Genomic DNA, 13,219 nt, shown 5'->3' on the forward strand with positions numbered 1-13,219 from the left:
TACAACCTGGAAGGCACGCAGCGGTTGCGGACGGCATAATCGATTCTTCAGTCGTCCAGCCCTAATCAATCACGTTGGCTTGATTGATGCGGGTAGATCAGGTGAAGCAAGATGCTGACCGTCTATAATTGTATCGTGAACCAGCACGATCTGAGACTGGTTGCGCTGGCCGCGCTCATTTGCGGAATCTCCTGTTTCTCCGCCGTCAACCTGCTTCGCCATGTCGTGCAATCGACCAGTCGAAACCGTTATGCCTGGCTGCTGATTGCAGCCGCATCGACCGGATTCGGCATCTGGGCGACGCATTTCATCGCCATGATCGCCTTCACGCCGGGAATACCGAACGCCTACAACGCCGAGCTTTCGGTGGCTTCGCTGGCGATGTCCGTCATTTTGACCGCGGCCGGGATGTGGATCGCGACCGTGCGCGGCGGCATCGACCACTATCTCGTCGGCGGCGCCGTGCTCGGCATCGGCATTGCGGCGATGCATTATACCGGCATGGCGGCTTTCGAAGTCGAAGGCCGGATCGTCTGGAACCAGTTGCTGGTCGCCGCCTCGTTGGCCTCGGGCATCATTCTTGCCGCGCTCTCCTTGCTTGTCGTGCTGCGCCGGCCATCGACCCTGGCAACGGTCGGCGGCGCTGTCCTGCTGACGCTGGCGATCTGCACGCTGCATTTCATCGCCATGGCCGCGGTCTCGATCTACCCGGATTCCTCGATAGGGATTTCGAAATTCACGATCGCGCCGATGTCGCAGGCCTTTGCCGCCGCCACGGCAAGCCTGATCATCCTGGTGCTGGCCGCCACGGCGCTGTGGATCGATCTGCGCTTCCGCCGTCACAGGGCCGAGGCGGAGCGCATGCACGGCCTGGCCAATGCCGCCGTCGAAGGACTCATCGTCTGCGACGGCAATCGCGTCGTCAGCGCCAATGACAGCATCGCGGCGCTGAGCGGCATCGCCGCGACCACGCTGAATACGATGACGCTGAGCCAACTGTTCGGCGAGCGGATCGCCTCCGCCGTCGCCGCCGGCAACGGACAGGCCCAGGAAGCCGATCTGCGCGGCCAGGGCGACAGCCCGATCCCGGTCGAGCTCATCGCCAGGAGCATCGACTATTGCGGCAAACCGCATCTGGTCGTTGCCGTACGCGATATTCGCGAGCGCAGGAAGGCCGAGCAGGAGATCATGCGGCTTGCGCATTACGACCCGCTCACCGGGCTCGCCAACCGCCGCAGCTTCGCCAGCCGGCTGGAAGCCGAGATCGCCGCGTCCGCCCCGGACGGCAAAGGCGGCGGCAAGGGCAGCCAGTTGGCGCTCATGCTTCTCGACCTCGACCGGTTCAAGGAGGTGAACGACCTCTTCGGCCACGCCGCCGGCGACGCCGTCTTGCAAAAGGTGGCCCACTGCGCCTCCGGCGTGCTGCGCCACGGCCAGATGCTGGCCCGGCTCGGCGGTGACGAATTCGCCATCATCGCCCCCAACCTTCCGGACCCGCAGGCGGCCGGCCGCATCGCCGAAGCGGTGCTGTCCGCGCTGCGTCAGGAAAACCGGCTGTCGCCCGGCGGCATGGTGTCGGCCAGCATCGGCATCGCGCTTTATCCGCTCGACGCCGACGAGCAGGCGGCATTGATCAGCCATGCCGACACCGCGCTTTATCGCGCCAAGGCCGAAGGCAAGGACACCTTCCGCTATTTCGAGGCCTCGATGGGCGCCGAGGCGCGCGATCGGCGCATCATGGAGCAGGACCTGCGCCAGGCTGTAACGCGCGACGAGTTCCGTCTCGTCTACCAGCCGCAGAAAGAGATCAGCAGCGGCAGCATGGTCGGCTTCGAGGCGTTGATCCGTTGGCACCATCCCGAACGCGGCGACATTGCGCCTTCGGTGTTCATCCCGGTGGCCGAGGATTGTGGCGCCATCGCCCAGATCGGCGAATGGGTGCTGGCGACGGCCTGCAAGGAGGCCGCGAGTTGGAAGAACCCGCTGACGGTCGCCGTCAACGTCTCGGCGGTGCAGCTCCACAATCCCGATTTCAGCCGCAAGGTGCATGAGGTGCTGCTGCGCACGGGCCTGGCGGCAGGCAGGCTCGAGCTCGAGATCACCGAGACGGCGCTGATCAAGGACATGCCGCGGGCGCTGGCCACCTTACGCCAGATCAAGGCGCTCGGCGTGCGCGTGGCGATGGACGATTTCGGCACCGGCTACTCGTCGCTGTCCAATTTGCGCGCCTTCCCCTTCGACAAGATCAAGATCGACGGATCCTTCATCAAATCGGTCGACAGGAACGATCAGGTCGCGACCATCGTGCGCGCCGTGCTTGGCCTGGGGCGCGGCCTCGGCCTGCCGGTTCTGGCCGAAGGCGTCGAGACGCTGGACGAGCTGCGCTTCCTCGATGCCGAGGATTGCGACATCGGCCAGGGATACTATCTGGGCAGGCCCGGCCCGATTGAGGCGTTCAGCGAACTGACGGGCGTTGCGGCGGCCGATGACGGCGTCAAGGAAGACGATGCGGTCGGGGCAACCGCCAAGGTCGAAAGAGCCCGGGGCGGCAGCATCCTGATGCTGCAGCCAGCCGCGGCCGCGCACTCAGTCTGAGATCATCACGGCGCTAGCGCCGCTTCCACCAGCCGCTTGGCGTCGGGGCTCGACCATTCGGCCGGGCCGTTCATATGCGCGATCAGGCAGCCTTCGGCGTCGATCAGCATGGTCACCGGAAGCCCTAGCGCCAGCCCGCGCGTCTTCGCCTCATTGAACAGGGCGATCGTCGGATCCCGGTAGAAGCCGAGCGTCTCGACGCCGATCTCCTTGAGAAACTTCTTCGGCTTCGTGTCGTCGCCGGTGTCGACATTGACCGCCACGACCTCGAAGGCGTTGCTGCCCTTCTCCTTCTGCAGCGCATCGAGCGCCGGCATCTCGGCCCGGCACGGCGCACACCATGTCGCCCACAGATTGAGCAGCACGGTCTTGCCGGCGTGGTCGGCAATCGTCATCGGCTTGCCGTCGGGCCTGTTGAACGCCAGGCTTTTCAGTGATTGCGGCGGGTCCGCCGGCTGCAGCGCCGCCACCTGGCCGACGGCTTTCGCCGCGACAGCCTTGGCGCGCGCGGATTTCGCCGCGCAGGCGGCATCATCCTTGCTGGCGACGGCAGCGGCCTTCTCGGGAGCATTGTTGCCAGAACCGCTCTCGCTGACATATACCGCGACCGCGCCGGCCAGCACGCCCGCCACCAAAGCGACGAGGATGAGGCGCGTAGCCGGGAACAAAAATCTACTGCCGTCTGACATTTTCAAAACTGCTCCGGAGCACGGGTTATAGCGATGAGCGACAAGAAGGCCAGCAACCAGATGTGGGGCGGACGTTTTGCCTCGGGTCCGGCCGCGATCATGGAAGCGATCAACGCGTCGATCGGCTTCGACCGCAAGCTCTATGCGCAGGACATAAGCGGATCGATCGCCCATAGCGAGATGCTGGCCGAAACGGGCATTATTTCGGCGGCCGATCAGGAAAAGATCGCTCACGGGCTGAACACGATCCTGAAAGAGATCGAGGCCGGCAAGTTTGAATTCTCGACCAGGCTGGAAGATATCCACATGAATGTCGAGGCGCGGCTTGCCGACCTGATCGGCGCGGCGGCGGGACGCCTGCACACCGCCCGCTCACGCAACGACCAGGTGGCCGTCGACCTGAGACTCTGGGTCAAGCAGGAATGCCAGCGCGTCGCCGAGGCGCTGAAGGACCTGATTGCCGCTTTCCTCGAACGCGCCGAGGAGCATGCGGCAACCGTCATGCCCGGCTTCACCCATCTGCAGGCGGCGCAGCCGGTGACCTTCGGCCATCATCTGATGGCCTATGTCGAGATGTTCGGCCGCGACCTGTCGCGCGTGCGCGACGCCATCGAGCGCATGGATGAGAGCCCGCTCGGCGCGGCGGCCCTTGCCGGCACCAGCTTCGGCATCGACCGCCACATGACGGCGAAAGCGCTCGGCTTCCGCGAGCCGACGCGCAATTCCCTCGACAGCGTTTCGGACCGCGACTTCGCGCTCGAATTCCTGAGCCTTGCCGCGATCTGCGGCACGCATCTGTCCAGGCTTGCCGAAGAGATCGTCATCTGGTCGACGCCGCAATTCGGCTTCATCCGGCTGTCGGATTCCTTCTCCACCGGCTCCTCGATCATGCCGCAGAAGAAGAACCCGGACGCCGCCGAGCTGGTGCGCGGCAAGGCCGGCCGCGTCAATGGCCACCTGGTTGGTCTGCTGACGGTGATGAAGGGCATGCCGCTGAGCTACGGCAAAGACATGCAGGAGGACAAGGAGGCGGTCTTCGACGCCGCCGAGACGCTCGACCTGATGCTGGCCGCGACCGCCGGCATGGTGCGCGACATGACCGTCAACGCCGCCGCCATGAAGAAGGCCGCCGGCGCTGGCCACGCCACGGCAACCGACCTTGCCGACTGGCTGGTGCGCAATCTCGGCCTGCCCTTCCGCGAAGCCCATCACGTCACCGGCCGCGCCGTGGCGCTGGCCGAGGAGAAGAAGGTCGGGCTGGAGAAGCTGTCGCTGGAGGACCTGCGTTCCATCCATTCCGGCATCACCGAGGATATCTTCTCGGTGCTTGCCGTGCAGAACTCGGTGAAGAGCCGCACAAGCTTCGGCGGCACCGCGCCGTCGGAAGTGCGAAAGCAGATCCGCTACTGGAAAAAGCGCCTCGCCAGGGCTTAATGCATGTCGCCCAGGAGTGGGCAGCGGTTCTGGGACAACGACGTGCATCAAAACAATTGCCGGGATGCAAAGCGCCGAAAACTCGGCTAAAAGCGGCGGCACAGAAACAGTTTCAAACGGATGGATCGATGACCCGTAGCAGGATTTTGGTGACGCTCGCGCTGCTGGCGGCGGTTGTCACCGTCACGGCCTGCGGCAGGAAGACCGGGCTCGACACGCCCTATGAGGCGGCGGAGCAGGCGCGCAAGGATGCCGAACGCGCCAAGCAGCCGGTGCCGCCAGAACCGGAAAAACCGGTCAAGGACAAGAAGTTCATTCTCGACCCCTTGCTCTAGAGCCGATGAGCACCTGATCTCATCGGGCTCCAACTTTTCGGAACCAACTCTCGTGAACCATTTCGATTACCGCGACGGCGTGCTCCATGCCGAAGACGTCGCGATCCCCGATATCGCGGCCGAGGTCGGCACGCCCTTCTACTGCTATTCGACGGCGACGCTGACCCGGCATTTTCGTGTCTTCAAGGAGGCCTTCGCCGGCCTCGACGCGCTGGTCTGCTACGCCATGAAGGCGAACTCCAACCAGGCCGTGCTGAAGACGCTGGCCAGGCAGGGCGCCGGCGCCGACGTGGTCTCGGAAGGCGAACTCCGCCGCGCCCTGGCCGCTGGCATTCCGGCCGACAAGATCCTGTTTTCCGGCGTCGGCAAGACCGCGCGCGAAATGGACTTCGCGCTAACCGCCGGCATTCTCTGCTTCAACGTCGAATCTGAGCCTGAGCTCGAACTGCTGTCGGCGCGCGCCGTCGCACTCGGCAAGGTGGCGCCCGTCTCGCTGCGCATCAACCCGGATGTCGATGCCAGGACACACAAGAAGATCTCGACCGGCAAGGCCGAGAACAAGTTCGGCATTCCGTGGCAACGCGCCCGGCAGGTCTATGCCCGCGCGGCTGAATTGCCTGGGATCAAGGTGACCGGCATCGACACCCATATCGGCAGCCAGATCACCGAGTTGCAGCCGTTCGACGATGCCTTCGCGCTGCTGGTCGAACTGGTAGGCACGCTGCGCGCCGACGGCCATTCGATCGAGCATGTCGATCTCGGCGGCGGCCTCGGCATTCCTTACCGCGTCGACAACAGCCCGCCGCCGCTGCCCGACGCCTATGCCGAGATCGTCAGGAAGCACGTCACCAGGCTCGGTCTCAAGGTGATGTTCGAGCCCGGCCGCCTGATCGTCGGCAATGCCGGCATCCTGGTGTCGCAGGTCATCTACGTGAAGGAAGGCGACGCCAAGAACTTCCTCGTCGTCGACGCCGCCATGAACGACCTGATCCGGCCGACGCTCTATGACGCCTTCCACGACATCAGGCCGGTGGTGCAGCCGCCCGCCTCGACGCCGCGCATGAAGGTCGACGTCGTCGGCCCGGTCTGCGAGACCGGCGACTTCATCGGCCTCGACCGCGACCTGCCGAGGCTGAAGGCGGGCGACCTGATCGCCGTGTCCACCGCCGGCGCCTATGGCGCGGTGCAGGCCGGCACCTACAACACCAGGCTTCTGGTGCCTGAGGTTCTGGTCGACGGCGACCGTTTCCATGTCGTGCGGCCGCGCCAGACCTATGAGGAACTGATCGGATTGGATTCGATCCCCGACTGGCTGAAGTAGCGCGCCTGGCGAAGCGCTAGATCTTTTCTTGGATCAGCGCCTTGGCTTCGGCAATTCGGCCCTCGTCGCGGCGATAGAAGATCCACTGTTTGATGCGCTTGGTCGAGAGCAGGCCGGCCTGGGTCAGCACGCGCATATGCTCGCTCAGCGTCGCCTGGGTGATGCCGAGCTTTTCGGCGATCAGCAGTGCGCAGACGCCGTCCTCGACCAGATCGCCATCGGCCTGGCGCGGAAAATGCGCGCGCGGATCCTTGAGCCAATCGAGAATCTGCAGCCTGCGCTCATTGGCGACCGCCTTGAAGATGTCGACCTCTTGCATTTAGTCATTTTGCTAAGTTACTAATTGAAGTCAATCCCAAGGAGCAGGTTATGTCGAGCACCAAAACGATCACGCGCGAACGCATCGCCGCTGTCGAACCGCGCATCCGGCCCTATGTGCGCCACACGCCGGTCATGCGCGTCGACATGGCGGATTTCGGCCGTCCCGCCTTTCCGGTCGATCTCAAGCTCGAATGCCTGCAGCATTCCGGCTCCTTCAAGGCGCGCGGCGCCTTCACCAATCTGCTGACGCGGCCGGTGCCCGAAGCCGGCGTCGTCGCGGCGTCGGGCGGCAATCACGGTGCCGCTGTCGCCTACGCCGCCATGAAGCTCGGCCACAAGGCCACCATCTTCGTGCCCGAGGTCAGCCCGCCGGCCAAGCTCGCGCGCATCCGCGGCTACGGCGCCGAGCTGGTGGTCGGCGGTGCCCGCTATGCCGAGGCGCTTGCCGCCAGCGAGGACTTTGCCGGAAAGACCGGAGCCCTGCAGATCCATGCCTTCAACCAGGAGGAAACGCTGCTCGGCCAGGGCACGCTGGGCCTGGAGATCGAGGCCGATCTGCCCGAAATCGACACGCTGCTGGTTGCCGTCGGCGGCGGCGGCTTGATCGGCGGCATCGCCGCCTGGTTCTCGGGGCGCATCCGCATCATCGCCATCGAGCCCGAAGGCGCGCCGACGCTCTACCGCGCCCTGGAGGCCGGCCAGCCGGTCGACGCGCCAGCCGAAGGCATCGCGGCCGATTCGCTGGCGCCGAAGCGCGTCGGCGAGATGATGTTTCCGATCGCCGAGGCCTATGTCGAACGCTCGATCCTGGTCAGCGACGACGACATCGTCGCGGCGCAGCAGGCGCTGTGGGACCGCGTGCGAATCATCGCCGAGCCAGGCGGCGCCGCGGCCTTCGCCGCAGTGCTTTCCGGGCGTTATGTGCCGGCGGAGGGCGAGCGCGTGGCGGTCCTGGTCTGCGGTTCCAACACGAATCCCGGCAATTTCTGATCATAACCCGGCCAAACCGCTTCACGTTTTTGGAACCCGCCTCGCCTTTGCCGTGTTTGCTGGTATCCTTCTGACGATGACGTCCGGCCGGTTGTGGCCGGGCAGGAAGGGCCGATGACGGAACGACCCACTTCCAGCGGCGAGCGCAGCCTGGCCGGACGCCTGGCGCTCAGCCGGTTGGCGACGCGGGCCTCGATGGTCTCCGAGCGTGGCTGGCCGCTCGTGCTGCCGCTGCTGATCGTGGCCAGCCTGTTCCTCAGCCTTTCATGGTTCGGCCTGTTCCCGCGCCTGCCGGACGCCGCGCGCATCGGCCTCCTGGCCCTGTTCGCGCTGGCGGCGCTGGCGGCGCTCTATCCGCTGCGCTTCTTCCGCATGCCGACGGCTGTCGAGGTTGACCGGCGCATCGAGGCGGCGAACGAATTGCTGCACAGCCCGGTGCAGGTGCAGACCGACCGGCCGAGCGGCGCTGATAGCATCTTCTCGCAGGCGCTGTGGCGCGAGCACCAGAAACGCATGGCCGAGCGGCTTTCGAGCCTCGGCGCCGACCGGCCGCGCAGCAGCGTGCCGGACTACGACCGCTGGGGCCTGCGCGCCGTCGCTGGGCTGCTGTTCGTCACCGCCCTTGCCTTCTCCTTTGGCCCTTTTGGCGGTAGGGTGAGCGACGGCTTTGTCGCCCGCGCCGCGCGCGATACCGTGCCGCCGCGCATCGACGCCTGGGTGACGCCGCCCGCCTATACCGGCAAGGCACCGCTGTTCCTCACCGCCGATGCCAATCAGGCGGTCCAGACCTTCTCCGTGCCGCAAGGCAGCGACGTCTCATTGCGCGTCACCGGCGGCTCGGGCGAAGAAACGCTGAGCTACGCCGATACCGGCGGCAATGCCCGCGCCATCGAGCCGGCGGCACCCAAGGGGGCCACGCCCGCCGCCGGCCAGGCGGCACCCAAACTGCGCCAGTTCACCGGCAAGCTGAACACCGACGGCACGCTGACGCTGAAATCCGGTGACGATGATCTCGGCCACTGGGCCTTTGCCGTGATCCCCGACAAGCCGCCGACGATCCGCTTCGTCGGCGAGCCGAAGCGCGCGGTCAACGGCTCCATCGAGCTCAATTACGAGATCGCCGACGACTATGGCGCCGCCTCCGCCAAGGCCGTTTTTGAGCTGTCGGCCCCGCCGGCCGCCAATGCGCATGCGCTCTATGGCCCGCCCGATATGCCGTTGACCCTGCCGCGCCGTGGCGGCAAGACGAATGTGGCCAAGACGACCAAGGACCTGACAGAGCATGTTTGGGCCGGTTCCGGCATCAAGCTGACGCTGAGCGTCACCGACGACGCCGGCCACACCGCGACCAGCGACACCAGGACGCTTGTCATGCCGGAGCGGCCCTTCGCCAACCCGCTGGCCCGCGCGGTGGTCGAGCAGCGACGGCTGCTGGCGCTCGACACCAATGCCAAGCCGCGCGTTCTCGACCTTATCGACGCGATCACGCTGCGTCCCGAGGACACGTTCGACAACATGTCGAACTATCTCGCCATCATGAGCGCGAGGAGCCGGCTGAAAATCTCCGAGAGCGACGACCAGTTGCGCAACGTCGTGTCCTATCTGTGGGAGATCGCGCTCGGCATCGAGGAAGGCAATCTGTCGGCCGCCGAGCGGCGGCTGCGCCAGGCGCAGCAGGCCTTGCAGGATGCCATCAAGAACGGCGCCAGCGATCAGGAGATCGAAAAGGCGATGAAGGAACTGCGCGAGGCGATGAACCAGTTCCTGCAGGAATTCGCCCAGCGCGCGCAGCAGAACCCGAACGCGCCGCAGATGCAGCAGAACGGCCGCGAGCTGCGCCAGAGCGACATCGACCGCATGATGGACCAGATCGAGAACCTGGCCAAATCGGGCGACCGCGACAAGGCCCAGCAGCTGCTGTCCGAATTGCAGGACATGATGAACAACCTGCAGGCCGGCCGCCAGCAGCCGGGCGGCGAGCAGGACAGCGAGATGCGCCAGCAGATGGACAAGCTCGGCGACATCATGCGCCGCCAGCAGGAGATGATGAACGACACCTTCCGCCTGGACCAGATGCAGCGCGGCCAGCGTGGCCAGGACGGCGATCAGCAGATGGGCGAGGATGGCGAGTTGCAGCAGGGCCAGGACGAGCAGCGGCCCGGCCCCGGCGAGGACCGCGATCCGCTGGGACGGCCGAAAATGTCGCCCAAGGACCTGGCCGATGCGCTGAAGCAGCTGCAGGAAGGCCAGGGCCAGCTGCAGAGCGAGCTCGACCAGTTGAAGAAAGGCCTCGAAGGCATGGGCATGGAGCCCAATGAGGGTTTCGGCGAGGCCGGCAAATCCATGGGCAATGCTGAAAAGTCGCTCGGCGAAGGCAACGGCGACCAGGCCGTCGGCCATCAGGGTCGCGCGCTCGAGGCGCTGCGCCGGGGCGCCAAGGACATGATGAAGCAGATGCAGGCCATGCAGGGCGACCAGGGCGGCAGCGAGCAGGGCGGCCGCGAGCAGAATGCCGACCGCGATCCGCTCGGACGGCCGCGCGCCACCAACGGCCCCGATGACGGCACCTCGGTCAAGGTTCCCGACGAGATCGACGTGCAGCGCGCCCGCCAGATCCTCGACGCGATCCGCAAGCGGCTCGGCAACGCGCTGAGCCCGGATATCGAGCGCAGCTATCTCGAACGGCTGCTCGAACTGAAGTAAGCTCGCCCACCCCTTTCGGATCGCTGTCGCCTATGCCGAAGCTTGGAACCGTCACCCCGATCCTGCGCATGTTCGACATCGCCAAGGCGCGCGAATTCTATCTCGACTTCCTCGGCTTCGAGGTCCGCTTCGAACATCGCTTCGACGACAACGCGCCGCTCTACATGGCCATCGCCCGCGACGGCTGCGAATTGCATCTGAGCGAGCACCACGGTGACGGCTCGCCCGGCGCCCATGTCCGCATCGAGGTGGTCGACATCGCCGACCTGCATCGCGAGCTGACGGCCAGGAAATACCGCTTCAACAGGCCGGGCCTTGAGACGACGCCGTGGCAGACGAAGGAGGTCACGGTCATCGATCCCTTCGGCAACCACCTCACCTTCTTCGAGAAGGGTTGAGCTTATTCAAAGACCGGCTGTCGCGCCCGCCTGCCTGGTCAGCATGAACGCCTCGCGGATGGCGTTCTCCATGCCGTCGATCGCTTCGCCGGTCGCCAGCGGATTGCGATGCAGCACGACATTTGAGGAATCGATGTCGCCGAAACCGTCGGCGCTCGTCAGTTCGCGGCAATCGGGCGGGATGTTGCTGCGCGAGATCGGCGCGATCGCCAGGCCGGACGTGACCGCGAGCGTCAGCCCGCCATTGGTGTCACTGGTGTAGGCGACGCGGTAGTCGAGGCCGCGCTGCTGCAGCGACTTGATGGCGAAGTCGCGGCACCAGCCGTTGCGGCTGTAAAGCGCGATCGGCACCGGCCGCTCCTCATGCATGTGATGCAGCGTCGAGGTCACCCACACCGTCGGGTCGTGCATCAGCACCTCGCCGCCGGAAGAACCTTCCCATTCGAACACCACGGCAAGATCGAGCTCGCCGGCCGCGAGCGCCCTCACCTGCGAATCCGAATGCGCGTAGCGCACCGTGACTTCGACGCGCGGATGCCGCTTGGCGAATTCGCCCAGCGCCCGCGACAGGATCGAACGACCATATTCGGCCGGAATGCCGATGCGCACCAGCCCCCCGAGCGGCGGCGCCACCAGCGAGGCCGCGGTCTCGTCCAGCAGCGAGACGATCCGGCGAGCGTTGGCGATCAGTTCTCCGCCGCGACGTGTCAGCGCCACGCCGCGCGAGCCGCGCTCGAACAGATTGTCGCCGACCATGTCTTCCAGCTTCTTCATCTGCATCGACACGGCCGATTGGGTGCGCCCGGCTTTCTCCGCCGCGCGGGTGAAATTACCGGTTTCGGCCACCGCTACGAAGGTACGCAACAGGTCGCTGTCGAGGACTGGTCTCATCGGAATCGCCATAAGAAAATCTGATTGCTGGCATCATTCCAATTCGTTTGCAACATGTCAAACAGCGCAGGATAGTCGTGACACCCATTGGATATGCGGTCGCGAAATCGGCCGCGGACCAATTCGAAGAGTCCTCACTCGTGCCCGCTGCCCGAAACGGTAGCGGGCTCTTTTTCGCTGGAACGACGATGCAGAACCGGATGGTGCTTGGTATTCTGAGCCTCTGCCTCGGCGTGCTGGTTTTTTCACTGCAGGATCCGCTGGTGAAGGCGGTGTCGGGCGGCTATCCGGTGACCGAGGTGATGGCGATCCGCGCCATCGTCGCGCTGCCGATCCTGATCGTCATCGTCCAGGCCGATGTCGGCCTGAAGGCGGTGCTGTCGAAGCGATTCGGCATGCTGACGCTGCGCGCCTTCATCCAGTTCTCTTCCTACACGGTCTACTATCTGGCGATCGCCGCTTTGCCGCTGGCCGACGCCGTGGCGCTCTATTTCATGGCGCCGCTGTTCATCATGGCGATGGCCGGCCCCTATCTCGGCGAGCGCGTCTCATGGAAGACGCTGGCGACGGTGCTGATCGGGCTGGTCGGCGTGGTGGTGATGGTGCGTCCGGGCGCCGGCGTGTTCGACTGGGCGGCGCTGCTGTCGCTGGGCTCGGCCTTCCTCTACGGCTTCTCGCAATTGATGGCGCGCCGGATCGGCGACACCGAATCATCGACGGTAATGGCCTTCTACCAGAACGGCGCCTATCTCAGCGGCGCCATCGCGGTCGCAACCGTCTTCCATCTTGCCGGCATCACCCATGCGGCGCATCCGAGCGTGGATTTCCTGGTGCGGCCATGGGTGTGGCCGACAATGCCGGATCTCCTGAAAATGGCCGCCTGCGGCGTCGTCGCTTCCGCCGGCATGATCCTGTTGTCGCAGGCCTACCGCATGGCGCCGGCCAACCGCGTCGCCACGTTCGAATATACCGGCATCCTATGGTCGCCGCTGTGGGGTTTCCTGTTCTTCGCAGAGGTGCCGCGCGAGACGACGGTGCTCGGCGCGGCGCTGATCATCGGCGCCGGCCTGCTTGCGCTCAACGGTGAGCGGCGGCGAAGCGCCACGCCGGCGGCCGGCGCGGTCTCAAGCGAAGCAGCTTAATACCTTGCCGACGCGGGTGCGTATCTCGGCGAGCGTGAACGGCTTCTGCACCACGTCGAGGATGATGCCGTTCAGTTCCTCGGCGCGCTCGCGCTGGTCGGCATAGCCGGTCATCAGCATGATCTTCATCGTCGGGAACTCCTTGGCCGCCGCCGTCGCCATCTCGATGCCGTCCATCTCCGGCATGCGGATGTCGGACACCACCAGATCGTAGCCGCCGGCCTGCCTGATCATGTCCAGCCCATGCGCGCCGTCGGCGGCGATGGTGACATTATGGCCGTCGCGCTCCAGCGCGCGGGCGGCGAGGGTGCGGACGGACTCATCGTCCTCGACGATCAGAAGCTTTGCCATGCCGAGATAGATGCCGCCGAAACGTTGACGTTTTCTGAAAATTCTAACG

12 protein-coding genes are annotated in these 13,219 nt (G+C 65.4%); 8 read left to right on the forward strand and 4 right to left on the reverse strand.

Annotated features, from left to right (window positions below; genetic code table 11):
* Window positions 1–111 precede the first annotated feature (111 nt).
* Window positions 112–2,595 carry an EAL domain-containing protein gene (locus tag KVT37_RS11255; protein ID WP_217572738.1) on the forward strand — a complete coding sequence of 828 codons (2,484 nt, stop codon included), beginning with the start codon at window positions 112–114 and terminating at the stop codon, window positions 2,593–2,595.
* 5 nt (window positions 2,596–2,600) lie between these two features.
* Here the strand turns inward: KVT37_RS11255 and KVT37_RS11260 are convergent, their stop codons facing one another.
* Entirely contained in the window at window positions 2,601–3,284 is a 684-nt protein-coding gene (locus KVT37_RS11260) for a TlpA disulfide reductase family protein (protein ID WP_217572740.1), read from the reverse strand.
* 33 nt (window positions 3,285–3,317) lie between these two features.
* Here KVT37_RS11260 and argH point away from each other — a divergent pair, with 33 nt between their 5' ends.
* The 3 genes from argH (at window position 3,318) to lysA (ending at window position 6,374) form a co-directional block, all read left to right on the forward strand.
* The gene (gene argH, locus KVT37_RS11265) at window positions 3,318–4,718 is read left to right on the forward strand and encodes an argininosuccinate lyase (RefSeq protein ID WP_217572742.1); all 1,401 of its coding nucleotides are present in this window, start codon (window positions 3,318–3,320) and stop codon (window positions 4,716–4,718) included.
* Between the two features lie 128 nt (window positions 4,719–4,846).
* Complete coding sequence (locus tag KVT37_RS11270) at window positions 4,847–5,053, forward strand: lipoprotein (RefSeq protein ID WP_112100590.1); 207 nt, start codon at window positions 4,847–4,849, stop codon at window positions 5,051–5,053.
* A 52-nt stretch (window positions 5,054–5,105) separates the two neighbouring features.
* Complete coding sequence (gene lysA, locus KVT37_RS11275) at window positions 5,106–6,374, forward strand: diaminopimelate decarboxylase (RefSeq protein ID WP_217572744.1); 1,269 nt, start codon at window positions 5,106–5,108, stop codon at window positions 6,372–6,374.
* Between the two features lie 16 nt (window positions 6,375–6,390).
* Here the strand turns inward: lysA and KVT37_RS11280 are convergent, their stop codons facing one another.
* Window positions 6,391–6,693, reverse strand: coding sequence for a helix-turn-helix transcriptional regulator (locus KVT37_RS11280; RefSeq protein ID WP_217572746.1), 303 nt, complete (start codon window positions 6,691–6,693; stop codon window positions 6,391–6,393).
* A gap of 50 nt (window positions 6,694–6,743) precedes the next feature.
* On the opposite strand from KVT37_RS11280, the gene KVT37_RS11285 reads away from it, so the two are divergent.
* The 3 genes from KVT37_RS11285 to KVT37_RS11295 all read left to right on the forward strand — a co-directional run bounded on the left by KVT37_RS11285 (window position 6,744) and on the right by KVT37_RS11295 (window position 10,786).
* Window positions 6,744–7,685: a threonine/serine dehydratase gene (locus tag KVT37_RS11285; protein ID WP_217572748.1), complete on the forward strand. Its 942-nt coding sequence runs from the start codon at window positions 6,744–6,746 to the stop codon at window positions 7,683–7,685.
* Between the two features lie 114 nt (window positions 7,686–7,799).
* Window positions 7,800–10,388: a TIGR02302 family protein gene (locus KVT37_RS11290; protein WP_217572750.1), complete on the forward strand. Its 2,589-nt coding sequence runs from the start codon at window positions 7,800–7,802 to the stop codon at window positions 10,386–10,388.
* Window positions 10,389–10,420: 32 nt separating this feature from the next.
* Window positions 10,421–10,786, forward strand: coding sequence for a glyoxalase superfamily protein (locus KVT37_RS11295; protein WP_217572752.1), 366 nt, complete (start codon window positions 10,421–10,423; stop codon window positions 10,784–10,786).
* 6 nt (window positions 10,787–10,792) lie between these two features.
* On the opposite strand, the gene KVT37_RS11300 is transcribed toward KVT37_RS11295, so the two are convergent.
* Window positions 10,793–11,677 (reverse strand): LysR family transcriptional regulator, encoded by an 885-nt coding sequence (locus tag KVT37_RS11300; RefSeq protein ID WP_217572755.1) that lies wholly within the window; start codon window positions 11,675–11,677, stop codon window positions 10,793–10,795.
* Between the two features lie 188 nt (window positions 11,678–11,865).
* Between KVT37_RS11300 and KVT37_RS11305 the strand changes: the two genes are divergently transcribed.
* The gene (locus KVT37_RS11305; RefSeq protein ID WP_217572757.1) at window positions 11,866–12,819 is read left to right on the forward strand and encodes a DMT family transporter; all 954 of its coding nucleotides are present in this window, start codon (window positions 11,866–11,868) and stop codon (window positions 12,817–12,819) included.
* Here the strand turns inward: KVT37_RS11305 and KVT37_RS11310 are convergent.
* The gene (locus KVT37_RS11310) at window positions 12,802–13,170 is read right to left on the reverse strand and encodes a response regulator (protein ID WP_217572759.1); all 369 of its coding nucleotides are present in this window, start codon (window positions 13,168–13,170) and stop codon (window positions 12,802–12,804) included. The genes KVT37_RS11305 and KVT37_RS11310 overlap by 18 nt on opposite strands.
* Window positions 13,171–13,219 lie beyond the last annotated feature (49 nt).

It is taken from the genome of Mesorhizobium sp. GbtcB19 (genome assembly GCF_019091085.1).
In the GTDB taxonomy this organism is placed as follows: domain Bacteria; phylum Pseudomonadota; class Alphaproteobacteria; order Rhizobiales; family Rhizobiaceae; genus Mesorhizobium.